The 26,862-nt window shown below is 72.7% G+C and carries 22 protein-coding genes; 6 read left to right on the top strand and 16 right to left on the bottom strand.

Annotated features, from left to right (window positions below; all coding sequences use genetic code 11):
* Nucleotides 1–19: 19 nt before the first annotated feature.
* From ACIQZN_RS01360 to ACIQZN_RS01350, 3 genes are read right to left on the bottom strand one after another with little or no spacing between them, the layout of a single operon-like run.
* Entirely contained in the window at nt 20–1,063 is a 1,044-nt protein-coding gene (locus ACIQZN_RS01360) for a S66 peptidase family protein (RefSeq protein ID WP_403986621.1), read from the bottom strand.
* Between the two features lie 9 nt (nt 1,064–1,072).
* On the bottom strand, nt 1,073–1,492 hold the full coding sequence (locus ACIQZN_RS01355; protein ID WP_403986617.1) for a DUF4440 domain-containing protein: 420 nt from the start codon (nt 1,490–1,492) through the stop codon (nt 1,073–1,075).
* Between the two features lie 32 nt (nt 1,493–1,524).
* Complete coding sequence (locus tag ACIQZN_RS01350; RefSeq protein WP_403986614.1) at nt 1,525–2,265, bottom strand: class I SAM-dependent methyltransferase; 741 nt, start codon at nt 2,263–2,265, stop codon at nt 1,525–1,527.
* A 175-nt stretch (nt 2,266–2,440) separates the two neighbouring features.
* On the opposite strand from ACIQZN_RS01350, the gene ACIQZN_RS01345 reads away from it, so the two are divergent.
* From ACIQZN_RS01345 to fusA, 3 genes are all read left to right on the top strand, one after another.
* Nucleotides 2,441–3,358 (top strand): DUF2510 domain-containing protein, encoded by a 918-nt coding sequence (locus ACIQZN_RS01345; RefSeq protein WP_403986611.1) that lies wholly within the window; start codon nt 2,441–2,443, stop codon nt 3,356–3,358.
* Between the two features lie 103 nt (nt 3,359–3,461).
* Complete coding sequence (locus ACIQZN_RS01340) at nt 3,462–3,761, top strand: hypothetical protein (RefSeq protein WP_403986608.1); 300 nt, start codon at nt 3,462–3,464, stop codon at nt 3,759–3,761.
* Nucleotides 3,762–4,063: 302 nt separating this feature from the next.
* Nucleotides 4,064–6,148, top strand: coding sequence for an elongation factor G (gene fusA, locus ACIQZN_RS01335; protein ID WP_403986605.1), 2,085 nt, complete (start codon nt 4,064–4,066; stop codon nt 6,146–6,148).
* A gap of 57 nt (nt 6,149–6,205) precedes the next feature.
* Here fusA and ACIQZN_RS01330 read toward each other — a convergent pair whose 3' ends face one another.
* Both ACIQZN_RS01330 and ACIQZN_RS01325 read right to left on the bottom strand, forming a co-directional pair.
* Entirely contained in the window at nt 6,206–7,651 is a 1,446-nt protein-coding gene (locus ACIQZN_RS01330) for a glyceraldehyde-3-phosphate dehydrogenase (RefSeq protein ID WP_403986602.1), read from the bottom strand.
* Nucleotides 7,652–7,732: 81 nt separating this feature from the next.
* Entirely contained in the window at nt 7,733–8,722 is a 990-nt protein-coding gene (locus ACIQZN_RS01325; protein WP_403986599.1) for a Gfo/Idh/MocA family oxidoreductase, read from the bottom strand.
* Nucleotides 8,723–8,895: 173 nt separating this feature from the next.
* Here ACIQZN_RS01325 and ACIQZN_RS01320 point away from each other — a divergent pair, with 173 nt between their 5' ends.
* Entirely contained in the window at nt 8,896–9,639 is a 744-nt protein-coding gene (locus tag ACIQZN_RS01320) for a GntR family transcriptional regulator (protein WP_403987379.1), read from the top strand.
* Nucleotides 9,640–9,771: 132 nt separating this feature from the next.
* Entirely contained in the window at nt 9,772–11,478 is a 1,707-nt protein-coding gene (locus tag ACIQZN_RS01315; protein ID WP_403986596.1) for an RICIN domain-containing protein, read from the top strand.
* 59 nt (nt 11,479–11,537) lie between these two features.
* On the opposite strand, the gene ACIQZN_RS01310 is transcribed toward ACIQZN_RS01315, so the two are convergent.
* The 4 genes from ACIQZN_RS01310 to ACIQZN_RS01295 all read right to left on the bottom strand — a co-directional run bounded on the left by ACIQZN_RS01310 (nt 11,538) and on the right by ACIQZN_RS01295 (nt 16,663).
* A complete protein-coding gene (locus ACIQZN_RS01310; RefSeq protein ID WP_403986593.1) occupies nt 11,538–13,361 on the bottom strand; it encodes a glycoside hydrolase family 2 protein in 1,824 nt (607 codons plus the stop codon).
* A gap of 71 nt (nt 13,362–13,432) precedes the next feature.
* On the bottom strand, nt 13,433–14,329 hold the full coding sequence (locus tag ACIQZN_RS01305; protein WP_403986590.1) for a carbohydrate ABC transporter permease: 897 nt from the start codon (nt 14,327–14,329) through the stop codon (nt 13,433–13,435).
* Between the two features lie 2 nt (nt 14,330–14,331).
* A complete protein-coding gene (locus tag ACIQZN_RS01300) occupies nt 14,332–15,267 on the bottom strand; it encodes a carbohydrate ABC transporter permease (protein ID WP_403986587.1) in 936 nt (311 codons plus the stop codon).
* A gap of 22 nt (nt 15,268–15,289) precedes the next feature.
* Nucleotides 15,290–16,663, bottom strand: a complete 1,374-nt coding sequence (locus ACIQZN_RS01295) for an extracellular solute-binding protein (RefSeq protein WP_403986584.1) — start codon at nt 16,661–16,663, stop codon at nt 15,290–15,292.
* 251 nt (nt 16,664–16,914) lie between these two features.
* Between ACIQZN_RS01295 and ACIQZN_RS01290 the strand changes: the two genes are divergently transcribed.
* Complete coding sequence (locus ACIQZN_RS01290) at nt 16,915–17,973, top strand: LacI family DNA-binding transcriptional regulator (protein WP_403986581.1); 1,059 nt, start codon at nt 16,915–16,917, stop codon at nt 17,971–17,973.
* Nucleotides 17,974–17,988: 15 nt separating this feature from the next.
* Here ACIQZN_RS01290 and ACIQZN_RS01285 read toward each other — a convergent pair whose 3' ends face one another.
* Genes ACIQZN_RS01285 through ACIQZN_RS01255 form a run of 7 tightly spaced genes read right to left on the bottom strand, consistent with a single transcriptional unit; the run spans nt 17,989 to nt 26,406 of the window.
* Nucleotides 17,989–19,251, bottom strand: coding sequence for an MFS transporter (locus tag ACIQZN_RS01285; protein ID WP_403986578.1), 1,263 nt, complete (start codon nt 19,249–19,251; stop codon nt 17,989–17,991).
* Nucleotides 19,248–20,567, bottom strand: coding sequence for a metallopeptidase TldD-related protein (locus ACIQZN_RS01280; RefSeq protein WP_403986575.1), 1,320 nt, complete (start codon nt 20,565–20,567; stop codon nt 19,248–19,250). The genes ACIQZN_RS01285 and ACIQZN_RS01280 overlap by 4 nt, the downstream gene beginning before the upstream one ends.
* Nucleotides 20,564–21,964, bottom strand: a complete 1,401-nt coding sequence (locus tag ACIQZN_RS01275) for a TldD/PmbA family protein (RefSeq protein WP_403986572.1) — start codon at nt 21,962–21,964, stop codon at nt 20,564–20,566. The genes ACIQZN_RS01280 and ACIQZN_RS01275 overlap by 4 nt, the downstream gene beginning before the upstream one ends.
* The gene (locus tag ACIQZN_RS01270; RefSeq protein ID WP_403986569.1) at nt 21,961–23,223 is read right to left on the bottom strand and encodes an ATP-grasp domain-containing protein; all 1,263 of its coding nucleotides are present in this window, start codon (nt 23,221–23,223) and stop codon (nt 21,961–21,963) included. The genes ACIQZN_RS01275 and ACIQZN_RS01270 overlap by 4 nt, the downstream gene beginning before the upstream one ends.
* On the bottom strand, nt 23,220–24,533 hold the full coding sequence (locus tag ACIQZN_RS01265) for an ATP-grasp domain-containing protein (RefSeq protein ID WP_403986567.1): 1,314 nt from the start codon (nt 24,531–24,533) through the stop codon (nt 23,220–23,222). Before ACIQZN_RS01265 ends, ACIQZN_RS01270 begins: the two co-directional genes overlap by 4 nt.
* Nucleotides 24,530–25,753, bottom strand: coding sequence for an ATP-grasp domain-containing protein (locus ACIQZN_RS01260; protein WP_403986565.1), 1,224 nt, complete (start codon nt 25,751–25,753; stop codon nt 24,530–24,532). The genes ACIQZN_RS01265 and ACIQZN_RS01260 overlap by 4 nt, the downstream gene beginning before the upstream one ends.
* Nucleotides 25,753–26,406, bottom strand: a complete 654-nt coding sequence (locus ACIQZN_RS01255) for a metallophosphoesterase family protein (protein WP_403986562.1) — start codon at nt 26,404–26,406, stop codon at nt 25,753–25,755. Before ACIQZN_RS01255 ends, ACIQZN_RS01260 begins: the two co-directional genes overlap by 1 nt.
* Nucleotides 26,407–26,862: the final 456 nt, after the last annotated feature.

Here is a 26,862-nt window from a genome sequence, read left to right as displayed (position 1 = left end):
CAGACCGGTGGCCGCCCTGTCAGTACGTCACGACGATCCGCCGGGCCACCCCGTCCACCCGGACCTTCCCGCCGAACGGGATGATCACCTGCGGGTCCGTGTGGCCGCAGTCCACGTCGAAGACGGCCATGGTGTCGGGGGCGTACTCCGCGAGCGCGCGCAGCACCGCGTCCCGCTGCTCCCGGCGGTACACCGCACCGGCTTCCGCGTCGAGCGGCCGGTCGAAGGACCAGTTCTTGGCGCGCCCCATCAGCAGGGCGGGGAAGCGCCGCAGCAGTCCCCGCTCCCCCATGTTGCGCAGGATGCGGTACACCTCGTCGGCGCTGGGCAGTTCCTCGGAGGTTTCGAGGAACAGCACCCGGCCCTCGTAATCCTCCGGGGGCAGGATCTCCCGGTCGGCCATCAGCATCCAGGCCAGGATCTCCAGGTTGCCGCCCCAGCTCGCGCCTTCGACCACCCGGTCCGCGTGGTGCCAGGTCCAGCCGTCGGCGGGGAGCAGCTCGGGCTCCTGCTCGAAGGTGTGCGGGTCCCTCCAGTCCCGGTTGGTGCTGCCGGTCTCCTTCGCGGGCGTCAGCTCGTACTCACCGTGGGTGAAGAGCGCGGCCCGCAGGGACTCGGCCGTCTGCGGGTGGAGCGCGCCGGGCCGGCCGAGCTCGACCATGACCGTGCCGCCGTGGTAGCCGACGATGCCCAGGCTGTCGAGGAACACCAGCAGGTTGGTGTTGTCGCTGTAGCCGAAGAACGGCTTGGGGTTGGCCCGCAGCAGTGCGCGGTCGAGATGAGGCAGCACGGTGATCTGGTCGTCGCCGCCGATGCTGGCTATGACGGCCTTGATCTCCGGGTCGGCGAACGCGGCGTGCAGGTCGGCGGCGCGCTCCTGCGGGGTGGAGCCCATCTTCCGGGTGCAGGGATACTCCACCGGCTCCAGGCCGAAGTCCTCGCGGAGCCTGCGCAGGCCGAGTTCGTACGGCAGCGGGAGGATGCCGGGCAGTCCGGACGAGGGCGAGAGTACGGCGACGCGGTCGCCGGGCCGGGGCTTGGAGGGATAGCGCGAAGGTGTCATCGGGTGAGCTTATGCAGCGCCCCCGGGGCTGTCCGCCGGATATTCGCGGGCGGTCCCCGCCGGGCCGGCCGGAGTGCCCTGGTGGAAGTACATCCGCCACTGCTCACCGGTCCTGCGCCACAGCGAACTGCGCCTGACCAAAAAGCCGTTCCGCTCGGTGACGTATGTCAGGTGGACCAGATCCGGGGCGAGCAGGGTGCCGGACAACTCGGAGACGTCCGGGCCGGGGTCGTCGTCCTCGACGGCGGAGGTGACGGCGAGGATGGAGGCGCGGTCGTAGCGGCGTCCGGACGCGCCGAACTCGGTGAACTCCGGGTCCAGCAGTTCCGTGACCGCCTCGGGCGAGGCCCGTACCGCCGGGTCGAGCAGCCGCAGTTCGCCCGCCATGGCGGCCCGTACGGCCCGCCCTTCCTCGTCGCTGAGCTTCATACGGACCGACCTTACGTCGGCGGGGCGCGCGGTCAGGCCAGGACCAGCAGGTCCATCCAACTCACGGCGGGGCGGTCCGGCTCCTGTTCCGCCGCCGTACGAAGCCGGCGCATCCCGCGCTCGAACTCGTCGTCGCCCAGGTTCCGCAGCTTCGCGTCGGTGTCCCGTCTGATCCGGTCGGCGAACGCGGCGAGGCTCGGCGCGCTCTCCTGCGGCACGGCGTGCAGGGCGACGCGGGTGAAGCCGGCCCCGGCGAACGCGGCGCACGTCTGCTCCACCGTGGGGTAGCCGTCCACGATGCGTTCGGCGCCGGGGAAGAAGCGCACCCGCAGGTCCCGTGCGCACCGGCCGGGGAACGAGTTGCGGATGAGCACGGGGGCGCCGGGCTTCAGGGCCCTGCGCAACTCCCGGGCGGCGGCGGGGAGATCGCCGATGTGGTGGACGACCGAGCCCAGCCAGGCCGCGTCCGCGCAGCCGTCCGGCACCGGCAGCGCCTCGGCCCGCCCGTCCAGCGCCTCGATCAGCTCGCTCCGGGGGATCAGCGCCCGCATGGCGGCGGCCGGTTCCACGGCCAGGACCCGGACGCCGAACCAGTCGGCGAAGGCGGAGGCGAAGAAACCGGTGCCCGCGCCCACGTCCAGAACGGTGGCGCCCGGTGCGAGTTCCACCTCGGCGGCGACGGCGGCGCGCCACGCGGTCAGCCCGTCGCGCGGTATCTCCCGGGCGAGGCGGTAGTCCTCGGCGAAACGACGGTCGGGGGCGGTCGCTTCCATGGGGCCCTCACTTCTGGGCGCGGTCAGGCGGGTCCGCCACGCCTCGTCGGCGGATGCTAGCGACACCCCCTCCACATGTCTAGACCAAGGAAGACGGCGGATACGGGTGGCCGCCAGGCAGGGATCACCCACCCAGTTCATAGGATTCTCAGGCAGTCCGGTTAACGTGTCGGGCGTGACCCAGACGAGCCCGCCCGGCTGGCATCCAGACCCCGGGTATTCAGGATTTGGCCCCCGCCACGAGCGCTGGTGGGACGGCACCCAGTGGACCGACCATCTGCGCGTACCCCCGGCGGCCGTCCGCAGCCGGCGCATACGCGTGGGGGCGGGCATCACCGCCGCCGTGGTGGTCCTCGCCGCCATCGGGGGCGGTGTCTATCTGCTGACGGACGACTCGGACGGCAAGAGCGACACCACCGCCACCGCACCGTCCGCCTCCCCCACCCCCGGACCCGACAGACAGCGCGGCGGCGGCCCGGGCGGTGGCGGCAACGGCGACGAGCGCGGCGGCGGCAACGGCGGCGGCAGCAGCGAGGCGCCGGAGCAGGGCGGGCCGGAGATCGAGGACGGTTACGCGACGGACCTGGCCAGCGGCATCAGCATCCCGGTCCCCGACGGCTGGAAGGGCGAGTCGGGCATGGGCGCGGGAGTGACCACCGGGTCCTACGCCTGCCCCGGTGACACCGAGCAGAAGTGCGTGCGCGGCGGGGTGTTCTCCGCCCCGGCCGAGGCGCTGAAGCTGACCACCAAGACGGCGAAGGCCACCGCCGAGAAGGACATCGAGACCAACGCCAACGAGTCCTACGGCGAGAAGATCTACGGCGGCATCACCTCGCACGAGGAGCTGAAGTCCGAGGCGGTCACGGTGGCCGGGCAGCAGGGCTACCGGGTGCGCTGGAAGGTGGTGACGAAGAACGGGGACGACGGGTACGTCGAGTCGCTGGTCTTCCCGTCCCCGCTGGCCAAGGACATGCTGGTGGTGATCCGCTCCGGCTTCGACATCAACAGCAAGGCGCCTTCGCTGTCCGTCCTGGACAAGATCACCAAGGGCATCAAGGCGGCGTCCGGCGGGGGCTCCGGCACCAACGCCTGAGCGCCCGGCGGGGCGCACCGCACGGCCCGGCTGAGTATCCGGGCCGTGCGGTCTGAGTACGTCCCCCGATCCCGGGCCGGTGCGCCGCCGCTGAAATGGGGTCATGGCTCCCGACCCGAAGCGCCTGCGCGTGCGCCACGTCACCAGCGCCGGCACCACTCTGGCCCTCTCGCTCGCCCCGCTCGTGATCGGCGTGCTCTTCGCGCGCACGATGGCCCTGGACCCGCACACCCCGGTGAACGCCCTGATCACGCGGGGCGGCCGGGGCGTGGGTCCGTCGCCCGCCGAGTGGCGCGGCTGCGGGCGGAACGCCCTGCGCCGGTGCCGTAGCGCCTGCCGGCCGCCGGGTCCGGGACTCACCCGGCCGAAAAACCGGTTCCCCCGCGCACCCCGCCTTCCCTAGACTCGCCCCACACCGCGCGCCGGGCCTCCGCCGGCGCGTCCGCCGTGACCGTTGAGGGGAGACCGCCGTGCGTTACCGCACCGCCGCCGTCGTCCCCCCGTCGCGGTTCGAGGTGATCCTGGTGTCTCGCGCCGCCCGGAGCCGGCTGCGCGGCCGGCCCCGGACCCCGTGACGAACACCCGGGACCCGCACGGCTTCTGACGTCCAGTCATGTCAGTGGGCCCCGCAGGCCCGCATCCGGGCCGCTTCGTCCGGGGGTATCGCGCCGTCTTCTTCCGGATCATCCCGAAAGGCCACCGGCCGTGCGTACCCACCAGCACCTCTCCCCCGTCACCGCTCTCACCACCGTCCGCAACCTGGGCATCCTCGCCCATGTCGACGCCGGCAAGACCACCGTGACGGAGCGGATCCTCTACACCACCGGCACCACCCACAAGCGCGGTGAGGTCCACGACGGCACGACCATCACGGACTTCGACTCCCAGGAGCGCGACCGGGGCATCACCATCTTCGCCGCGGCCGTCAGCTGCACCTGGGACGGTCACCGGATCAACCTCATCGACACCCCGGGGCACGTCGACTTCGCCGACGAGGTCGAGCGTGCGCTGCGGGTGCTCGACGGTGCGATCGCGGTGTTCGACGCGGTCGCCGGGGTGGAGCCGCAGAGCGAGTCGGTGTGGCACCAGGCGGACCGGCATTCCGTGCCGCGCATCGCCTTCGTCAACAAGCTGGACCGGGCCGGCGCCGACCTGGACGGCGCCGTCGCCTCGATCCGGGACCGGCTGCACACCGTCCCGCTCGTGGTGCAGCTGCCCATCGGGGCGGAGGACGCCTTCCGCGGCGTCGTCGACCTGGTGCGCATGCGCGCCCTGGTGTGGGCGGACGGTGCCGACGCGTACGAGGAGGGCGAGGTGCCCGAGGGGCTGCGCGAGGAGGCGGCCCGGCGCAGACGGCTCCTGGAGGAGGCGGTGGCGGAGCTGCATCCGGCGGCGCTGGAGGAGTTCTGCGTACGCTCCGAGCTCTCGGAGGAGACGCTGGCCGGGGCGCTGCGGGATCTCACGCGGACCGGTGAGGGGGTCGTGGTGCTGTGCGGTTCGGCGTACCGGAACCGCGGCGTCGAACCGTTGCTGGAGGCGGTCGTCGCGTATCTGCCATCGCCGCTCGATGTGCCACCGGTACGGGGCGTGCTCGACGGGGCGGTGCAGGAGCGGGCGGCCGATCCCCAAGGGCCTTTCGCCGCGCTGGCGTTCAAGGTGAACGCCACCGCGACGGGCCGGCTGACCTATCTGCGCGTGTACTCGGGAACGATCCGGAAGGGGGAGACGGTGCTGGACGCGACCACCCGGCGCGGGGAGCGCGTCGGGCGCATCCTGCGGGTCCAGGCGGACCGGCATGTGGACGTGGACGCGGCGGTGGCCGGGGACATCGTCGCGGTCATCGGTCCGAAGGCCGTCCGCCCCGGTGCCACGCTGTGCGCGCCGGGTGCCCCGCTGGTCCTGGAACCGCCCACGGTGGCCGACCCGGTCGTGTCCGTGGCGGTGGAGGCGCGGCTGAGCACGGACACCGAGCGGCTGATGGCCGCGCTGGTCCGGCTGGCCGAGGAGGACCCGTCGCTGGTGGTGCGGACTGACCCCGAGACCGGTCAGACCGTTCTCTCGGGCATGGGCGAGCTCCATCTGGAGGTGGCCGCGGAGAAGGTCCGCCGCGACCACGGTCTGGACGTCCGGGTCGGCCGGCCGCAGGTCGCGCACCGGGAGACGCTGGTGCGCGGGGTGTCCGGGCTGGTCTACCGGCACGTCAAACAGGACGGCGGGGCCGGGCAGTTCGCGCATGTCGTCATCGACGTCGAACCGCTGGAAGCCACTGGCGGCGAGGAGGCGGCGGAGTTCGCGTTCGGTTCGGCGGTCGTCGGCGGCCGGGTGCCGCAGGAGTACGTGCGGGCGGTCGAGGCCGGCTGCCGGGACGCGCTGAACGAGGGGCCGCTCGGCGGGCATCCGGTGACCGGGGTGCGCGTGACGCTGACCGATGGCGCCACGCATCCCAAGGACTCCTCGGAGATGGCGTTCCGCACGGCGGGGCGGTTCGCGCTGCGGGAGGCCCTGCGGGCTAGCGCGATGGTGCTGCTGGAACCGGTGGTCGAGGTGACGGTCACCGTGCCCGGTGACGCGGTCGGCGGGGTGCTCGGCGACCTGGCCGCCCGGCGCGGCCGGGTCTCCGGCTCCACCACGCGGGGCGGTGCGGCGGTGGTCACGGCGACGGTGCCGCTGGCCGAGCTGTTCGGTTACGCGACGCGGCTGCGGAGCCGTACGCAGGGCCGGGGCACGTTCACCACCCGGGCCACGGGGTACGCGCCCGCGCCCGCCGTCACGGTCTCCGGGACCGGCTGACGGAAAGGTCCCGCCCGCCTTCGCGGCGGGCGGGACCTGTCGTCGTACGGGCCGGGGTCAGGCGACCGGGACCGGGAAGGTCGGGTACTCGACGCCGGAGACGTACTGCACGACCCGGATGACCTGGCACGAGTAGCCGAACTCGTTGTCGTACCAGAGGTAGAGGATCGCGTTGTCGCCGTCGACCTGGGTGGGTCCCGCGTCCACGATGGAGGCGTGGCGCGAGCCGATGAAGTCGCTCGACACCGCGTCGGGGGCGGTCGTGAAGTCGATCTGCCGCTTCAGCGGGGAGGTCAGCGACACCTCGCGGAGGTGGTCGAGGACCTCGGTGCGGGTGGTTTCGCGGCCCAGCTTCAGGCTGAGGATGGCGATCGAGACGTCCGGCACGGGGACGCGGATCGAGCTGCCCGTGATCGTCGCCTCCAGGTCGGGGAGCGCCTTCGCGACGGCGGAGGCGGCGCCCGTCTCGGTGATGACCATGTTGAGCGGTGCGGAGCGGCCGCGGCGGTCGGAGCCGTGGTAGTTGTCCAGCAGGTTCTGGTCGTTGGTGAACGAGTGGATGGTCTCCACGTGTCCGCGCAGCACGCCGTACTCGTCGGCCATCGCCTTCAGCGGCGGCACGATCGCGTTGGTGGTGCAGGAGGCGCAGGAGATGATCTGCTCGTCCGGCTTGATCATGTCGTGGTTGACGCCGTGCACGACGTTGAGGACGTCGCCCTTGCCGGGGGCGGTCAGCACGACCTTGGCGATGCCCGGGCGCAGGTGCTGGGAGAGGCCCTCGCGGTCGCGCCACCTGCCGGTGTTGTCGATGAGGATGGCGTCGTCGATGCCGTAGGCGGTGTAGTCGACGGAGGTCGGGTCGTCCGAGTAGATGACCTGGATCTCGTTGCCGTTGGCGACGATCCGGTTGTTGGCCTCGTCCACGGTGATCGTGCCCTGGAACTGGCCGTGGATGGAGTCGCGGCGCAGCAGCGAGGCGCGCTTGACGATGTCCTGGCCCGCTCCCTTGCGGACCACGATGGCGCGCAGCCGCAGGCCGTTGCCGGAGCCCGCCTTCTCGATGAGCAGCCGGGCGAGCAGACGGCCGATGCGGCCGAAGCCGTAGAGGACGACGTCGCGCGCCTCGCGGCGCTCGATCTTGTTGTCCCCGGTGGCGCCGGCGACGGCCTCCGCGGTGAACTCCGCCGCGCTGAGGCCGCGGTCGTCGGCCTTGTGGGTGGCGGCCAGCATGCCGATGTCGATCTGGGAGGGGCCCAGGTCGAGGGTGGTGAGGGCCTGGAGGAAGGGCAGGGTCTCGGTGACCGAGAGCTCCGCGCCGTCGATCTGCCGGGCGAATCGGTGGGTCTTGAGGATGCTCACCACCGATTTGTTCACCAGCGAGCGGCTGTGCAGGAGGACGGTGACATCCCGCTCGCGGTGCAGCTTCCCGATGATCGGAATCATCGATTCCGCGATCTCCTCGCGGTTTTTCCAGTTGGTGAACGCGTCGTCATTGACAGTCACAGGTTTATCTTTCGAGCTAGGCGGCGCTCATATGGTAGCCGTACGTTCATTCGAGCACTCACCCGGTCCGACCGTTCGCCCTCACCCCTCGACGCGCACCGGCCGCCCCGTGCGCCGCGAGCGGTCGGCGGCCTCCGCGATCAGCAGTGCGGCCAGGGCGTCGGCCCCGGTGCAGGGGCTGGGCCGCAGGCCGGCCGCGACCTCGGTGAAGGCCGCCATCTCGGCGACGTACGCGTCGTGGAAGCGGCTGAGGAATCCGTCGTACGGGGCGGTGCCGGACGGCGTCGCGTCGGCGGTGGTCCGCAGGGGTGCGCGGTCGCCGTATCCGGTGGCCAGCGTGGCCCGCGAGCCGGCGAGCTCCATGCGCGCGTCGTATCCGGCGCCGTTGTAGCGGGTGGCGGTGCAGCTGACGAGGGTGCCGTCGTCCAGTGTGAGGACGGTGACGGCGGTGTCGACGTCTCCGGCCGCCGCGAAGGAGCCGTCGCCCCGGTTGGCCCCGGTGGCGCCGACCTCCACGACCTCCCGGCCGGTGACCCAGCGGACGCTGTCGAAGTCGTGCACGGCGCAGTCCCGGAAGATACCGCCGGACAGCGGCAGGTATCCGGTCGGCGGGGGCGCCGGATCGGCGGTGCACGCCCGTACGGTGTGCAGCCAGCCCAGCTCCCCGGCGGCGGCCGCGTCCCGCAGGGCGGTGTAGCCGGCGTCGAACCGGCGCTGGAAGCCGACCTGGAACGGGACGCCGGAACCGGCGGTGGCGGCCAGCAGGGCATGGGTGGCTTCGAGGGTGGCAGCGACCGGCTTCTCGCAGAAGACGGGGACCCCGGCGGCGACCGCCGCGCGGATCAGCGTGTCGTGGACGGCGGTGGGGGCGGCGATCACGACCCCGTCCAGGCCGGAGCCGAGCAGCGCGTCCAGGTCGCCCGCCCAGTCGGCGCCCAGCTTCCCGGCCAGCTCGCGGGCCTGCTGCTCGACGGCGTCGTGCAGGACGAGGCGGTCGACGGCGGGCAGGGCGGCGAGGGTGGCGGCGTGGAACGCGCCGATGCGGCCCGTTCCGATGAGTCCGATGCGCATGCGCGGTGCCTCCGGGGCGGATGGGGGCCGGCTGGCCGACGCTCCTGATCTTCGTCTTTGTATCGTCGCCGATCGCACCCGGTCAAGCATTTGTACTGACATATATACGTACTGAGCTGCACGCGGGTTTACGGCATACTGAGTACGTGGCACGACGTTCCGAGGAGCCCGGCATGGAACCGCTCACCAGGCTGATCACCATCGACCGGTCCAGCCCCGTTCCGCTGTACTTCCAGTTCGCGCAGCAGCTCCAACACCTCATCGAATCGGGCACGTTGGCGCCCGGTGCCCGGCTGGAGAACGAGATCGCACTGGCGGACCGCTTCGGCCTCTCGCGCCCGACGATGCGTCAGGCGATGCAGCATCTGGTGGACAAGGGACTGCTGTCGCGCAAGCGCGGGGTGGGCACGCGGATCGTCAACAACCGGGTCCGCCGACAGGTGGAACTGACCAGCCTGTACGAGGACCTGCAACGCGAGGACCGCCGCCCGCGCACCGAGGTCCTGTCCCTGCGCGTCCGCCCCGCCGAGGGCCGGATCGCCGCCGCCCTCCAGCTCGAACCGGGCATGGACACCGTCGAGCTGCGCCGGCTCCGGTACGCGGACGACGAGCCGATGGCCGTCCTGGAGAACCACCTGCCGATGGGCATCGCGGACCTCACCGAGGAGGACCTGGCCACGCACGGGCTCTACCAGCTGCTCCGGCGCTCCGGCATCGCGCTGCGCTCCGCCGAGCAGACCATCGGCGCCCGCCGGGCCACGGCGGCCGAGGCCAGGCTCCTCGCGGAGGGGCGTGGCGGCACCCTGCTCACCGTGGAACGCACGGTGCTGGGAGACGGGGGCCGCCCGGTGGAGTACGGCCGCCATCTGTACCGGGCATCGCGGTACTCCTTCGAGATGACGCTGACGGCACCCTGAGTCACCCGGGCGACCATTGAAGCGGAAGCTGTACGGCCTGTTTACATCGATGTACATCCGGCCCTACTGTTTCGCCGTCAGCAGCCCCACTCGGCCACCCCCCACGCCTCCGTGCCCCGAGGAAGGACGCCCGTGCTCTCCTTGCGCCGACCACCCAGACCCGCACCCCACCCCTCCCCCGCGCCGACCGGCCGCCTCGCCCGCTGGGCGGCGCGCGCCGTCGCCCCGGTCCTGGCCGCCGCCCTCGGCCTGTCCTTCGCCCCGGCCTCGGCCGCGCCCGCCGCCTCCCCCTCCGCGCCCGCCGTCGCCGCCGCCAACGGCACCCCGCTGGGCAGCGGGACCGGCCTCTATCCGAGGGCGATCCGGCTGGAGCACAGCGGCGCCGCCAACGGCCGGGTGCTCGCGAGCGTCGTCAGTTTCAACGGCAACAACGGCATCGGTGCCATCCACGAGAGCACCGACGGCGGGGCCACCTTCCGCCAGGTGGGCGGCGTGGCCGACCCGGAGTCGTCGGGCGGCCAGGGCCTGTGCTGCTCCACCCTGTTCGAACTTCCGCGCCAGGTGGGCTCGTTGGCGCCCGGCACCCTGTTGTGGTCCGCCTCGTCCGGTGCGGACGAGCAGAACCGGCGGATGGCGCTGCGCGTCTGGCGGAGCAACGACGTGGGCCGCACCTGGTCGTACCTCTCCACCTGCGCCACGGCGAACGGCACGGGCGGGCTGTGGGAGCCGGAGTTCTCCGTCGCCGCCGACGGGGCGCTCGTCTGCCACTACGCGGACGAGACGGACCCCGCGCACAACCAGAAGCTCGCGGCCGCCCGCAGTTACGACGGGGTCACCTGGCAGGACCGCCGCAACACGGTCGCCAGCTCCTGGGAACCGGACCGGCCGGGGATGCCCATGGTGCGCCGGCTGCCGAACGGCACGTACTTCATGAGCTACGAGATCTGCAATCCGGGCGGCCAGTACCAGTGCGTCGTGCACTACCGGACCTCGGCGGACGGCTGGAACTGGGGCGACCCCGCCTCGCTCGGCTACCGCCCGGAGACCGTGGACGGCAAGTACTTCCGGGCCGCGCCCACCATCGCCTGGGCGCCCGCGCCGGGCGGCGGGGCCAACGGCCGGCTCCTCCTGATCGGCCAGCAGCTCCTGAACCGCGACGGCACGCCCGCCGCCGACAGCGGCCGCACGATCCTCGCCAACACGGAGAACGGCACCGGCCCGTGGTACGAGATCGAGGCCCCGGTGAAGGTCGCGGCACCGACCGCCACCTACTGCCCGAACTACAGCTCACCGCTGCTGCCCTCGGCCGACGGGCGCACCGTGCTGGAGATCGCGACGGACTGGGACGGCGACGTCTGCCGCCCGTACGTGGCCACCGGTCCGCTCACCGGCAGCGGTGACGCGGCCGGGGTGGCGGACGGTGCGCGGTACCGGCTGGTCAACGCCAACAGCGGCCAGTGCCTGGACGTCGCCGCCGACTCACGGGTCGCGGGCGGCAACGTACAGCAGTGGACGTGCAACGGCCTCGGGCCGCAGGCGTGGACGCTGCGGGCGCACGGCGACGCGTTCACGCTGACCGGCGTCAACAGCGGCTTCTGCCTGGACGTGGAGAACGGCTCCGCCACGCCCGGCGCCAACGTACGTCAGTGGTACTGCAACGCCGCGACCGCCCAGGACTGGCGGCTCCAGAACGCGGGGCGGGGCTACTACCGCCTCGTCGTGAAGTCCTCCGGGCAGTGCCTGGACGTCTCGCAGGGCTCCCGCACGGCGGGGGCCAACGTCCAGCAGTGGACGTGCAACGGCCAGCAGCCGCAGCTCTGGCGGCTCGAACGGGTCTGAAACCCGCGGATGCCCGCCCCCTCCGGCGAGGAGGGGGCGGGCATCCGCGTGTGTCACCGTCAGCCGGCGTCCGGCTCCTCGATCGCGGCGGGCCGCAGCTGGGCCTCCCGGATGCGGGCGATGTCCAGCTTGGTGCCCCGGTCGAAGCGGTAGACGCCGTTCTGCTCCTGGAAGACGTCGGTCAGCTGGGTGTAGCAGTAGCCGAACATGTCCGGGTCCGCCAGCAGCGCACCGGTCAGACCGGCGAACCGCTCGTGGAACTCGTCCTCGGTGCGCACCCGGTCGCCGTAGCCCCAGGAGACCGTACGGTCGCTGCCCGACTGCTCGGCCGCGGCCTCCGGGTCCCACCAGATCCCGCCGAACTCGCTGACGAAGTACGGCTGTCCCCGGTACGGCTGCGAGTACGCGGCGCCGTTCTCGTACGCGTTGACGAACGGCTCCCCCTTGGCGAGCCCGGAAACCAGCTGCCGGAAGGCGGCCGGGTCCTGCTCGTAGGTGTGGGAGTCGTAGATGTCGGTCTCCAGAACCCGGTGGGAGTAGCCGGAGGCGTCGATCACCGGGCGGGAGGTGTCCATCGCCTTGGTGGCGAGGAACATCGCGCGGGTCACGTCGTCGAGCTGGGTGATCCGGTCGTGGAGCTTCTGGTACGTCTCGTTGAGCGGGCACCAGCCGACGATCGAGGGGTGGGAGTAGTCGCGCTCGACCGCTTCGAGCCACTGGGCGACGAAGGAGGCGTCGGGCCGCTGGTTGTCGCCGGAGGAGCCGCCGACCTCGCAGCCCCAGTCGCCGAACTCGCCCCACACCAGGTAGCCGAGCCGGTCGGCGTGGTGGAGGAAGCGCTCCTCGAAGACCTTCTGGTGCAGCCGGGCCCCGTTGAAGCCGGCCTCCATGGCCAGCTCGATGTCGCGGACCAGGGCCTCGTCGGTGGGGGCGGTCATCAGCCCGTCCCGGTACCAGCCCTGGTCGAGCACGAGGCGCTGGAAGCGGGGGCGGCCGTTGAGTTGGACGGCCTTGCCCCGGATGGAGACGGCGCGCAGACCGGCGTAGCTCTCGACCGTGTCGGTGGATTCGCCGTCGGGGCCCAGGAGTTCGAGGCGCAGCCCGTACAGGTGGGGGTCCTCGGGGCTCCACTCGCGGCGCCGGTCCTCCGGGACGGCGAGGTGGAGGCGGGGGGCCAGGTCGAGGTCGGCGCGGGCCTCGGCGCGGCAGACCTCGCCGGTGCCGTCGCTGAGGACGGCGCGCACGCGGTGGCCGGGGAGGTTGGCGGACAGGGGCAGTTCGAGGTGGAACGCGCCGGCCGCCAGGTCGGGGGTGATGCGGGGGCGGCGGAGATGGGCGTGGGGGACCGGCTCGGCCCAGACGGTCTGCCAGATCCCCGTCGTACGGGTGTAGTTGCAGTCGTGGTTGGCGTACTGGATGGCCTGCTTGCCGCGGGCCTGGGGGCCGGACTTCGGGTCGCGGGCGCGGACGGTGATCTCCACCTCGCGTCCGGCCGGGGTGAGTTCGCCGAGGTCGGCGGTGAAGGGGGTGAACCCGCCACGGTGGCGTACGACTTCGGTGCCGTCCACCCAGACGGTGGTGTCGTGGTCGACGGCGCCGAAGTGCAGCAGCACCCGGCGGCCGGCCCACTCGGCGGGCGGGGTGAAACGGCGCCGGTACCAGACGGCCTCCAGGAAGTCGGTGTCGCCGACGCCGGAGAGCTCGGACTCGGGGGCGAAAGGTACGAGGATCTCACCGGTCAGGTCGCGTTCGAGGAGCCCGCGTTCGAGACCGCTGTCCCCCTGGTCGGTCTCGAACTGCCAGGTCCCGTTGAGGTTGAGCCAGTCGCGCCGTACGAACTGCGGGCGCGGGTACTCCGGACGGGGGACGGAGGGGTTGTGCACGGGTACTCCAGGTGGTTCGTGGTGGCGGCCGGCCGGGAGACCGGGGCCGGGGCAGGGACGGTCGGTGGGGGTCAGCCGCCGCCGAGGCCGGTGGTGGCGACGGAGTTGACGATGCGCCGCTGGAAGAGCAGGAACATCACGATCAGCGGCAGCGCGGCCAGCAGGGCCGATGCCATGGACTGGGCGTACTGGATGCCGTACGCGTCCTTGACGGTGGCGAGGCCGACCGGGAGCGTCATGAGGTCCGGGTCGTTGGTGACGACGAAGGGCCACATGAAGTTGTTCCACGCGCCGATGAACACGAAGATCGCGACGGCGGCGACGATCGGGCGGGACAGCGGAAGCACGATGGAGGTGAAGACCCGCAGTTCGGAGGCGCCGTCGATGCGGGCGGCGTCCTCCAGTTCGCGGGGGATCGCGTCGAAGAAGCGCTTCAGGATGAAGACCATCATGGGCGCCACCACCTGCGGCAGGATGACCGCCGCATAGGTGTCGACCAGGTGGAACATCGTCATCTGCTTGAAGAGCGGGACGATCAGCAGCTGCGGCGGGACCATGATCGCGCCGACGGTGACCGCGAGCAGGGTCCGGCGGCCGCGGAAGGTGCCGCGCGAGAATCCGTACGCGGCGAGCGTGGAGACGGCCGTGGTGAGCAGGGTGACGAGCACGGAGATGAGCAGGCTGTTGAACGCCCAGGTCGGTACGTTGCCGCGCTCCAGAATCTGCCGGTAGGCGGAGAGTGTGAACGCGCCCTTGAACGGCGAGAGGCCCGACTTCATCACGTCCTGCTCGCTCTGCAGCGAGGTGGCTATCGCCCATACGAAGGGCAGCAGCCACGCGACGGCGAGCACGGTCAGCGCGGTCCCGGCGAGCGCCCGGGGCAGTCGTCCGTGGCCGAGCAGCAGGGGCGAGCCGGACTCCTCGCGCGGCCGGCGCGGGCGGCGCACGGGGGTGGAGATGGCGGACACGGTCAGCCCTCCTGACGGAAGAAGCGGAGTTGCATGACGGAAACCACGATGACGATCGCGAAGAAGATGTAGCTGACCGCGGAGGCGTAGCCCAGCCGGTATCCGGTGAACCCGACGTCGTAGACGTACTCCAGGATCGGGCGGGTCGAGCCGTTGGGGCCGCCCTTGGTGAGGATGTAGATCTGGTCGAACACCTTGAGGGACGCGAGGACTTGGAGCATCGCGACCAGCACCGTGGTGTGGCGCAGCTGCGGCAGGGTGACCGACCACAGCCGCCGCCAGGCGCCCGCGCCGTCGAGCGCGGCGGCCTCGTCGTACGTGGTGGGCAGGGACTGGAGGGCGGCCAGGTAGAGCAGGAAGTTGAAGCCGACGGTCCACCAGACGGTGAGGGCGGCGACCGACCACATCGCCACCGACTCGTCGGAGAGCCAGCCGACGGGCTCCATGCCCAGCGAGGTCAGCAGCTGGTTACCGAGGCCGATGTCGGGCTGGTAGAGCCACGTCCAGATGAGCGTGACCACGGTGACCGGCAGCAGGTACGGGGCGAAGTAGGCCAGCCGCCAGACCCATTGGCCGGCCAGTCCGCTGTGCACGAGCAGTGCCATGCCGAGGGCGACCAGGACGAGCGGTACGCACGAGATGACGGTGAAGAGGACGGTGTTGCCGAGGCTGCTCCAGACGTCCGGGTCCCCGAACGCCTCGGAGTAGTTGGCGAATCCGACGAACTCGGTGCCGCGCAGGCTGAGCGAGGCGTCGGTGAGGCTCATCCAGAGGCCTTGGACGATCGGCCAGACCAGGAAGAGCGCGAACACGATCAGGAACGGCAGGACGAACAGCCCGCCGCCCCGGGTCAGCGAGCGGCGGCGCCGGGGCGCGGCCGGTGTCGCGGAGGGTGGCTGCGGGGGCGCCGACGCTCCGGCGGGCGCGGTGGTGGTCACGATGCGGCTCCTTCGGCTGTCGTCAGGCGACCGGGTTGGGCTGGCGCAGCAGCGTGTCCGCTTCACGGACCATCTGCCGTACCGCGCTCTCGGCGGAGGTGTTGCCCAGCAGCGCCGACTGGAGCGGCTGGCACATGCGGTTCTGGAAGTTGCCGCCGGCTCCGGCGAACCAGTTCGGCGGGTCGAGCACGGCGATCTCGCCGGCGGCCGCGTAGGACGACTGGGGGTCGAGCTTCGCGTACTCGGGGCGGGCCTGCACCGGCAGATAGGCGGGGATGTGGCCGGCGCTCGCCCAGGTCAGGCTCTGTTTGACGATCTCGGCGATGTACCGGTGAGCCTGGCGGCGGCGGGCCGGGTCGGGATCGTCCTGGTGCGGCAGGACGAAGCTGTGCGAGTCGGCGTAGACGGCCGGGCGCGCGAAGACCTGGGGGAAGGGGGCGGCGCCCAGGTGCTTGATGCCGGACTTGCGGAAGGTGGGCAGCTCCCACTCCCCCGCCATGATCATGCCGCCGCGGCCGTCCATGAAGGCGGCCATCGCACCGTTGTAGTCGAGGTTGTTGGGGTTGGTGCGCCCGTCGAAGAGCTGCTTCATGAAGGTGACGACCTTCACCGCGGCATCGATGTCGATCTTCGGCGGCCCGCCGTCTGGCAGCGTGAAGGACGCCCCGGTCTGGGCGTACAGTGCGGCGAACTGGCGCCAGCTCTGGGCGGTGTCGGTGACATGGCCGAAGAGCACGCCGGACTTGCCGGTGACCTCGGCGAGCTTCTTGCCGGCGTCCAGGAACGCCTCCGGCGAGCCCATCGGCGCCAGGTGGCCGGAGGAGTCGAGCAGTCCGGCCTTGTCGGCGGCGTCCTTGTCGTAGAAGACGATGAAGGGGTGGACGTCCAGCGGGATCGCGTAGACGGTGCCCTGGTGCTGGGCGCGCTTCCAGACGGCGGGCGCGAAGTCCTTCTCGCTCACGCCGAATTCGGCGAGGACGTCCAGGTCGAGCGGGTCGAGCAGACCGCCGGGGGCGTATCCGGCCAGCCGTGACAGGTGCAGCACGGCGACGTCGGAGGCACGGCCGCCCGCCGCCGACATGGCGAGCTTCGTGTAGTACGACGGGCCCCAGTCCAGGATCGTGCGGTCCACGTCGAAGCCGTCGGAGCCCTTCGAGACGGCGGCGATCATCTCGTCCATGAGCATGCCGTCGCCGCCCTGGAAGAGGTCCCAGACCTTCAGCGCGGACGCCCCGCCCGCACTGGCCGGCGAGGCGCAGCCGGTGAGCGGGCCCGCCGCGAGGAGCGCGGCCGCCCCGGCCGTCCCGTAACGCAGCAGCTTGCGGCGCCCGATGGCGGGCGGGCGGCCGGGGTCCCAGGCTCCGGGCAGCCCTCGGGCGGGAGGTGCAGAGTTCATCACTGACCTTTCGACGGCCGGACGACGTGCCCGGCCGAGGGCAGGCGCCATCGGCACGGCAGCCGTCGGCCGCCCGCGCACATCGGGGGTGTTCCGCGCCGGTCTCCCGGAGCGGTGCCCTGTTTTTACATCGATGTACATTGGCTGTAAAGAGCTGGGTCATCACCTGTGCCCGATGCACCGCCCATCGGTCCGGGACCGCCGTGGGGTACGGCATAGACTCGGCCGGTACCGAGGGTGGGGAGTCACGGGTGGCACGACCGAGGATCAAGGACGTCGCACGGCACGCGGGGGTGTCGGAGAAAACGGTGTCCAACGTGCTCAACGACTATGTGCACGTGTCCGAACGGACGCGCCGCGTGGTGCAGGAGGCCATCGACCACCTCGGGTACCGCATCAATCTCGCCGGCCGCCATCTGCGCAGCGGACGCACCGGGATCATCGCCCTGGTCGTGCCCGAACTCGACGTCCCGTACTTCGCGGAACTCGCCCAGTACGTCGTCCGGGAGGCCGAAAAGCGCTCCCTGACCGTGCTGATCCACCAGTCGGGCGGCGACCGCGAGCGCGAGAGGGCCGCCCTCGCCGGTTTCGGCTCGGACTTCGTGGACGGCGTCATCCTCAGCCCGCTCGCCCTCGCGCCGGACGACCTGCGCGCCCACACCGGACCGCCGCCGACCGTCCTGCTCGGCGAGCTGCTCAACGAGGGCGCGGACCATGTGGCGATCGACAACGAACGCGCGGCCCGCGAGGCCACCGAGCACCTGCTCGCCCTGGGCCGCCGCCGCATCCTCACAGTGGGCGGCCGGGACGACGGCTGCGTCGGTACGGCCCAGGCCCGCACCCGCGGCTTCCGCCTCGCGCTGTCCGGGGCGGGCCTACCGTACGACCCGGCGTCGCTGCTCCCCGTGGCGGCGTTCCACATGAGCGACGGCGCCGAAGCGGTCCGCCGGGTGCTGGCCGCCGGCGCCCGGCCGGACGCCCTGCTCTGCCTGAACGACCAACTGGCGCTGGGTGCGCTGCGCGCGCTGCACGGTTACGGGGCACGGGTGCCCGAGGACGTGGCGGTGATCGGCTTCGACGATGTGGAGGGCGGCCGCTTCAGCGTGCCGTCGCTGAGCACGGTCGCCCCGGACAAGGAGGCGGTGGCCCGGGTCGCGGTGGACCTGCTGCTGCGCCGCATCGAGGAGGCCACCCGCCCGGACGCCACCGGCAGCCGGGCGGCGGAGTGCCCGCAGGACCGGGTGGTGGCGCATCGCCTGGTCCTGCGCGAGTCCACGGAGGGGGCGGCCGGGCCCGACGGGGTGTGGTGAGCGGGGCGGGGGCGGTCAGCCCCGGTTCGCGGGCGGCCCGGTCTGCTCGGGGATGTCGCGGAGCCGGCGCAGCCGCGAGCTGAGGAGCCACAGCGCTCCACTGGTCATGCCCACCCCCGCGATCAGGAGCGCGCCGCGCACCCCGGCCCACTCGCCCAGCGCGCCCCCGGCCACACCGCCGACCGGGATGATCCCCCAGATCAGGAACCGGACGCTGGCGTTCATCCGGCCCAGCAGGTGGTCCGGGCACAGCGCCTGCCGGAAGCTGACCTGCGCGACGTTGTAGACCACCAGGCCGTACGCGGCGGTGAACCAGGGCACGGCGAAGAACAGCATGCGCCAGGACGGCCCGGCGAGCGGGATGAGGAGCACGGTCGGGATGGCCATCAGATAGGCGAGGCGAATCACCCGGACCTGGCCCAGGCGTCGGGCAAGCCTGCCCGCCGAGGCGGCCCCGAGCACGCCCCCGACGCCGCCGACCGCCATGAGCACCCCCGCCCCGGCCTCGGACAGCCCCACCTCGTGGACGAGCAGCAGCAGCACCAGCGGTGCCTGGACCGCGTAGAAGAAGTTGTAGGTGGCGGCCGAGCCGACGACCGGGCGGATCAGGGGGTGGGTGAGCACGAACGAGAGGCCGCCCTTGATCTCCTCACGCATGTTCGCCGCCGGGCCGCGCACCGGCACCGCCTCCGGCTTGCGAATGCGCCGCATCAGGAGCAACGAGGCCGCATAGCTCACCGCCTGTACGGATACCGCGGCCGCCGCGCCCGCTTGCGCGAGGGCGCCCGCGAGGGCCGGTCCCGCCATCTGGGAGGCCGAATTGGTGCTCTCCAGGCGGGAGTTGCCTTCGACGAGCCGGTCGCGCCCGACGACGGCGGGGATGTACGCCTGGTAGGCGACCTCGTAGAACGTCCGGGCCGCCCCCAGCAGCAGCGCCACCCCGAGGAGCAGCGGGAAGGTGAGCCGGTCCAGGAGCGCGGCGCACGCCAGGGTCACCATGAGCAGAGCACGGCCGAGGTCGCACACGATCAGGACGGGGCGGCGCCGCATCCGGTCGATCCAGGCTCCGGCGGGCAGGCCGAGCACCAAGTAGGAGAGCCCCAGAGCGGCTTGGAGCATTCCCATCTGAAACGGCGAGGCCGCCAGGGCGGTGGCCGCGATCAGCGGGATCGCGGTGCGGCTGACGGAGGTGCCGAGCACACTGAGGCTCTGCGAGGACCACAGCAGCCGGAACTCCGGCAGCCCGGTGACGCGTTCCGAGCGGTCCGTGACGCTCACCGCCCGATGGTGAGGCCACCGGCCCACAGGCCGGGGCAGTTGACGAAGGACGTGTGGGAACGGGTGGTGCGGACCGTCCCGTCGTGGCCCTCGATCCGGCGCAGCAGGTCGAAGACGTTGCCCGCCACCGTGACGTTCCCGGCGTTGTGACGGGTGCCGTCCGGGTCTTCGAGGAGGGCGTTGGCTCCGATCGAGAAGTCCCCGGTGATGCCGTTGGAGGTGTGCACCCCGTTCGCCTGGACCACGCGCAGCAGCCGGCGCCCGGTGCGGGGGGCGCTGCCGAGGGCCCGCCCGGCGCGCAGGGTGAGGTGGCTGGGCTGGACCCGGGGCATCTCCCCCGCCGCGCCGCGCCAGCCGGAGCCCGCCTGTCCCTCTCCGGCGGCCCGGACGCTGTTGCGGTGGCCGAGGAAGGCCCGCAGCCTGCCGTCACCGACGAGCTCCACCGCCCGGGTGGGGGTGCCCTCGTCGTCCCAGGGGGCGGCGAGGGGGTTGTCCGGGGAGCCGGGGTCGTCGATGAGGTCGACGCCTTCGGCGCAGACCGGCTCGCCCAGTCTCCCGGCCAGCGGGGATCTGCCTTCCACGACCGTGTCCCGCTGGAAGGCCGGGAGGACGAGGGACAGCAGCTTCACGGTCACCCAGCCGGTGAGCAGGACGTCGTCGTACTCCAGCACCGGCGCGGGCGGACCTGCGAGCGCGGCCGCCAGAGCGCATATCTCCGGCAGGTCCGCGTCGGCCGCCCGGCCGAGGACCTCCTGGGCCGTCCTGCCGTGGAGCTGGTGGGACACGAAGCCGGTCCCGTCGCCCGTGGCGGTGACGCGCGCCTGGAGCTGGAAGAGGCCCGTGCGGTAGCCGCGCGGCTCCAGGGCGGGCCGTCCGATGCGGATCGCGGAGCGCTCCGCCCGCGCCCTGAGCTCGATGTCCAGTCCGGGGCCGGACGTGCTGAGGTCGCTCACGGCGCGGATCGTCTTCTCGTCCAGCGCCGGGGCCGTGGCCGCCTCCGTCGTCGGCGCGCCGGGGACCGGCGGTGCGACGGGGGCGAGCCGAGGGGGGCGCCTGCCCGGGAGGGCGGCGGCGGCTTCCAGCGCGGCGCGCACCAGCCAGGGATCGTCGGAGTCCGGCACCGCCCGTACGGCGTAACCCTCGCCGCCATCCCGCCACACGGTCACGGCGGTGACGCCCGAGGCGACATCGCTGCGCCGTTCGACGGCACCCGCGCGGCAGACGGCCTCCTCGGTCTGCCTGCGCGCGGTCCACACCTCGCAGTCGGCCCCCTGTCGGCCCGCCGCCTCGATCAGCGCGCCGATGCCGTCGCTCACTGCGTACCTCCTACGAGCAGGGACCGCACACGCAGGGTGGGTCCGATGACGCCCACGGGCACCCACTGCCCGAACTTGCCGCACTTGGCCGCGCCCACGGTCACGTCGTCGGCCACCGCGTCGATGTCCCGCAGCACCTCGGTGCCGAGGCCCGCGATGGTGGTCTCCCGGACCGGGTCGGTGATCCGGCCGTTCTCGATCAGCCATCCATTGGTGACCCGGAAGGTGAACTCACCGGTGGCCTCGATGACTTCGCCGCCGCCGACGTGCTCGGCGTAGATGCCGAACGGGGTGTCGGCGATGATCTCGTCGACGCTGCTGGTGCCCGCCGCCAGACAGGTGTTGGTCATGCGGGGCAGGGGCGGCTGCTGGACGGTCGTGCACCGGCCGTTCCCGCTGGGCGCGGTGCCCAGCCGGGCCGCCGAGTCGTGGTCGGTCAGATAGGCGGTGAGCCGCCCCTCCTCGATGACCGTCGTGGACCGGGCCTCGGTCCCCTCGTCGTCGCAGCGGTACGAGCCGACCGCGCCGGGCACGGTCGAGTCGTCCCGCACCTGGACCAGGGGGGAGGCGATCCGCTCGCCGATCTGTCCGGCGTACACGGAGCCGCGCGCGACCTCGTCCCCCTCCAGGGGGTGGCAGCACGCCTCGTGCAGGAGCACCATCCCCCGGCCGCCCGCGACGACGACGGGCATCCGGCCCACGGGGGCGGGCCGGGCGTCCAGGCCCGCGACGGCGCGGCGCGCCACCTCCGCCCCGCAGGCTTCCATGTCGATCCGGTCCAGCCGGCCGCTGACGCCCGGGGTGTAGAAGCCGGTGGCCACCCGTTCGCCCCGGCGTGCGACCACCCGCACGGAGAGGTAGCTGAGCAGCCGGTGGTCCGTCCGCGGCGGCGCCGTGTCCGCGCCGCTCACGAGCGCCGTCTCCTGGTCGCTCAGCTCGAAGTCGATGACGACCTGGGCCACTTCGGGGTCGAGGGAGCGGGCCGCCTCCTCAAGACGGCCCAGCGAGGAGACGACCGCGCCGATCTCCAGCCAGCGCGGCGGTTCGGTGGCGGGCCCGGTGGCACGTCCCACGTCCGGGAACCGGTCGAGCCGTGCCGCGCGCGGGTCGAAGCCGGGTACGGCGCGGTGGATCAGACCGTCCGCGCCCAGGTAGCGGGCGGCGGTCGCCTCGCCCTGCTGGACGCTGAGATCGCGTACCGCCCCTTCGGCGAAGCGCCCGCTCACGCGGTGCCAGGACTGGACGGCGCCGGAGGAGGGCCGCACGCCCCGGGGGGCGCGGCGGCGCATCTCGGCGGCGAGTTCCCCCGCGGCGGCGGCCGCCGGGCCCCGGTCCCGGGATGCGGCGGCGGCCGCCGGGCCCCGGTCCCGGGGTGGGTTCTGGGCCGGGTGCGTCACACTGCCTCCTCGGTCGGCGGGGTGGTCCTGATGTGGAAGGCGAGCGCGCCGAGGGCGGTCCGCGCGGTCTCCATCGCCCGCTCGGCGCTCGGGCCCGCCGCCCGGACGTGGGCGAGCCGCTCGTCGGAGGATTCGAGACCGGCGCATACCGTGCCCGGTTCGGCCTCGACGACGACTTCCTCGACCCCGGGCACCCGACGGGCCCGCTCGACGCCCTCCACCTCGGTCAGCACCCCGGCGACCGGGGCCGGGGCATACCGGATCGCGGCCCCGGCCGTCGTCCCTCCGGAGGCGAGTTCCTTGCGGAGGTCCGGGAGCACGCGCTCGCCCGCGGCCTGCCGGGCGACGAGGTCGGGCAGGTGGACTCCGGTGGCGGTCCGCACAAGCGCCGGAATCTCGTCACCGCCCATGCGCAGATGGGTCTCGATCACGCGTGGCCCCTCGTCGGTGAGGACGATCTCGGTGTGCGTGGCCCCGAAGGTGACACCGAGCGCGTCGAGCACCTCGCCGACGTAGCGGTGGATGTCCTCCCGGGTCCGGGCGGGGAGCGGGGCGGGGACCGCGTGGCCCAGCTCCACGAAGCGGACCGGGTCGGAGTACTTGCGGGTGATCGCCACGCACACGTGCTCGCCGTCCTCGGAGAACCCCTCGACGCTGAACTGCGGTCCCTCGTGGAAGCGTTCGACGACGACCCCGGTCCCGGACAGGCCGTAGAAGTCCCCGCCGGCGCGGGCGAGGGCGGCGGTCAGCGCGGCGTCGTCGGTGGTACGCAGCACGGCGACGCCGACGCTGGCCGAGCCGTGCGCCGGCTTCACGACGCATGGCACTCCGTGCGCGTCCACGAACGCGCGCAGTTCCTCCGGGCCGGTCACCGCGGCCGAGGGTGTCGGGTCGGTGCCGGTCTCCCGCAGCCGTGCGCGCATGGCTGCCTTGTCGTGGACGAGGGTCACCGTGCGCGGGTGGTGCGTGGCCAGTCCGAGGGCGCGCCCGATCTCGGCGCACCGGTCCTGGTCGCGCTCGCCGAAGGTGGCGATGCGGGTGAAGGGGTCCACGGCGTGGGCCGCGGCGGCGAGCGCCACCCATTCGGTTCCGGGCGCGTCGTGCCGGACGGCGATGACGCGGCTGTGCGCGTCGCGTTCGCGCAGCCGGGCGAGGTATTCCAGACGGCAGATCACCGAGGTGCGGTTGCCGGGCGCGGCCTCGCGCACCCGGCCGGGGAGGTCCCGGCCGCTGCCGACGACGAGCACGTGCTCGCTCATACCGACGCCCTCTCCGCCCCGCGCGGTACGTCCCGGGCGGGGCCGACGGTGAAGCGGACGCGGCCGGCCGCCGCGTCGAGCAGCTGTGCGGTGCGGCCGGCGTCCTCGCCGGTGACCAGGACATAGCCGGCGCGGGCGTGGGAGTCGGCCACGGTGGCCGACTCCGCACCGGGGGCCACGGCTATGTGGACCTTCACGACGCCCTCCGGCTCCTCGGCCTCGTCCACACCGTCCACCGCGAGGACCCTGCCGGGCGGACAGTTCAGGAAGCGGATGGCGACGTGGCGGCGGGGCTGCCGGACGGGCACGTCGGACGAACCCGACAGGACGGTGAGGAGGTCGGCGACGAGCGAGCCTCCGTGGGCCAGGTCGATGAGTTCGTGGATGCAGTCGCCCGGGACGCGTCCGGCGCACTCGACGAGCACGGGCGACCGGCCGTCCCTCAGCAGCCATTCGGCGTGCAGCACCCCCGTACGGAATCCGGTGGCGGCCACCAGCCGGTCCATCGCCGCGGCGACCCGCTCCGGGACGCCGGGCGGCACGACCGCCGGGACGTGGTGCCCCATCTCGACGGGGTGCCGGCCGGGGCGCACGGCCTTGCCGGTCAGGTTGCGGAACAGCACCCGGCCGTCGAGGACCACGCACTCCGCACTGATCTCGGGGCCGTCGACCAGCTCCTCGACCAGGAAGGACGCGGGCAGCGGGCGCCTCGCCCGCAGCCGGGGCTCGTCGGCGCCGACCGTGTGGAGCCACGCCGCGTCGGGGTCGTCGCCGGGGCCGAGGAGCTGAACCCCCAGGCTGCCCTGCCGGTTCGCGGGCTTCAGGACGCACGATCCGCCCTCCCGGTCGCGGAAGGCGCGTACGTCGTCGGCGCGGACGGCCCGCTGCCAGCGCGGCTGCGGCACTCCGGCCCGTTCGCAGGCCTCCCGCAGCAGCGCCTTGTCCCGGAGCACACGGGCCGCCCCCGTCCCCGCCCCGGGCAGCCCCCAGTGGGCGGCGAGGTGGGCGGCGGCGGAGACCCCGTACTCGACCCCGGGCAGGACGGCGCGGACGTGTGGCGGCCGGGCGACCGCCGAGAGCACGGCGGACAGGTCGTGTTCGTCGTGGATGGGCGCCCGCACGACGCGGGCCACGCAGGGGTGCGCGGCGGCGCGTCGGTCGAGGTCGCGGGCCGCGATGACGTCGGGCTCCTCGACGACGAGGAGGGTGCGCGGGGGCAGGCAGCGGTCCAGGTCGGGCAGGAGCGCCGCCCCGAAGCCGGCCATGACGTGGGTGACGGTGTCCTCGCCGCCGCCGGGGAGGCCGCTCATCGGGCGGGCGCCTTGTCCTCGGCTGGCTCGGTGATCACACGGACCGACGCGGCGGCGGCGCGGGCGCGCTCCACGGCGGTGGAGGGGTCGTCGGCCGTGGCGATGACATGGCCGACGCGGTCCGCGCTGGAGCGCACGGGCCGGACCTCGTCCCCCGCCCCGACGTGCAGGACGACCTCGTGCACGCCGGCGGCCTCCGACACCGGGCCGACGCCCTCGATGCCGACGACGCGGCCCGGTTCGGCGTGGACGAACCAGATCGCGGCGGCCCGCGCGGGGACGGGCGGTTCGGGCAGCGGGTCGATGTCCAGGGGCAGGGTGTAGCCGAGGCGTTCCAGGTCGGTGCCGTGGGAGAGGCGTACGAGTTCGTAGATGCGGTCGCCGCCCATACGGTTGTGGGACTCGATGGTCACCGGTCCGGTCCCGGTGAGCATCACTTCGGTGTGGGCGCAGCCCTCGGCCAGCCCGGCGGCGTCCAGCAGGCCCGCGACCAGCTTCTCGACGGCGGGCCGGTGCTCGGGGCCGACGCGGGCGGGCACCACGTGGCCGCGCTCCACGAAGTTCTCGTCGATGAACTTCTCGGTGAGGGCCAGGACCGTGTGCCGCCCGTGCTGGGACACCGTTTCGACGCTGATCTCGTGGCCGGTCAGGAACCGCTCGGCCAGCAGCGGCGGTTCGCCGGCGGTCCGGTCCTCGAAGAGGCTCTCCGCGTCATCGGCGGATTCGACGCGCCGCACGTTCTCGCTGCCCGTGCCGTCCTGGGGCTTGAGGACGAGCGGGTAGCCGTGGCGGTCCGCGAAGTCCCGCAGTTCGCCGGCGGTGCGGACGAGGGCGCAGGGGTGCGACTCGACGCCCGCTTCGGCCAGCCGGGTGCGGAGTGCGTACTTGTCCCTGAGCAGCGCGGAGACGTGCGCGGGGTTGCCGGGCAGGCCCAGGTGGTCGGTGAGGAGGCCGGCCGGTTCGAGCCCCGGGTCGGTGAAGGAGGCGACGAGCGCGAAGGGGTCCGCCGCGTGCAGGCCGGCGGCGACGGGGAGCAGGCGCTCGGGGCGGGTGTAGTCGAGGAGGAGCGCCTCGTGCGAGGCCGCGCGGTGGTGGTCGGCGAAGAGCGCCGTGTGCTGGACGTAGACGACCTCGAAGCCGGCGTCCGCGGCGGCCTTGAGCTTGCCGGCCCGTCCGGCGATCACCAGGACCCTCGGCCTGGGGCTGTTCTGCTTCTCCATCAGCGCGCTCCTGTCGGACGGGCGGTTTCGAACGTGACCGTGCGGGCTTCCTCGTCGTAGAGCACCCAGTGCGCCTCCGGGTCGCGAGCGGCGCCCGCGTTCACCAGGCAGGCCCCTTCCGCGGGCAGTTCGTAGACGCGTCCGGTCACCGGCTCCACGCGTAGCGGGTCGTGTCCGTGCCGGCCGATGCCGGTGGTGAGGAGCCTGCGGTGGTTGTGCCCGTGGATGAGGACGGGCCGGTCGGGCGGGGCGTCGAGGAGGGGGTGGCTCAGGTCCTCGCCCTGTCTGGACCAGGTGAAGCGGTGCCCGTGGACGAACCGGGTGACGGGCGTCGCCCACTCGGCCGGCGCGGCCAGGAGTGCGTCCAGGAGGACGGGGAGGCGCCGGCGGCGCAGGATCGTGGTGATGCGTTCCTCCTGATTGCCGCGCACGCGTGCGCATGTGGAGAGCGTCTGCCACAGCGACGGGTCGTGGTCCGTCGCCTCCTCCAGCGACCAGTTCACATCGAGATGGAGGTCTTTTTTGGACACTTTCGCATCGAGGTAGTCGCCTGTGAGGAACACCGTGTCGACACGTCCTGCGACCCTCTCCCGAATCGCCAGGAAGTTTTCACGATTCCCGTGCAGATCGGAAACAACGGCGAAACGCGCCACCCCGGCTCCTCCCCCAACTCGCTTACCTCCGAAAGATCCTCACGCACCGTCGGGACGGAATCCACGTTTCGAGGGTGGCGCGATGCGTCGTTGCGTGCAGACGACAGGAAGAAAAGGGACCGAAGGTGAATCTTCGGGGGCATATGACTTCCCCGACCGGCTGTTTCAGGACGGCGCGATGCTCCGTGTCTCGTGCGGTGGGCGTCCTGTTGACACTCCGCTGGACGTCTCCTACGTTTCACCGGCGTACAGGAAGCGTTCATTCATCCTTACTGGCACGCGTCGCCGTTGACGCCGTGTCCGCCGGCGCAAGACCGCATTCAGCACGGGCCGTTCCCCTTCGCACGAAGGCGTGATCCGCCCCTCGGCGCCGGGTCGCACCGCGCACTCACACGTCCGATCCCGTCGCCGTGCTCGCGGCCGTGTCAAGCCGGTGAGAAACCGCAGCGGCGGGCC

Source organism: Streptomyces sp. NPDC097595, assembly GCF_044761525.1.
Classification (GTDB): Bacteria; Actinomycetota; Actinomycetes; order Streptomycetales; family Streptomycetaceae; genus Streptomyces; species Streptomyces drozdowiczii_A.
This window is presented reverse-complemented; position numbering and strand designations above follow the sequence as displayed.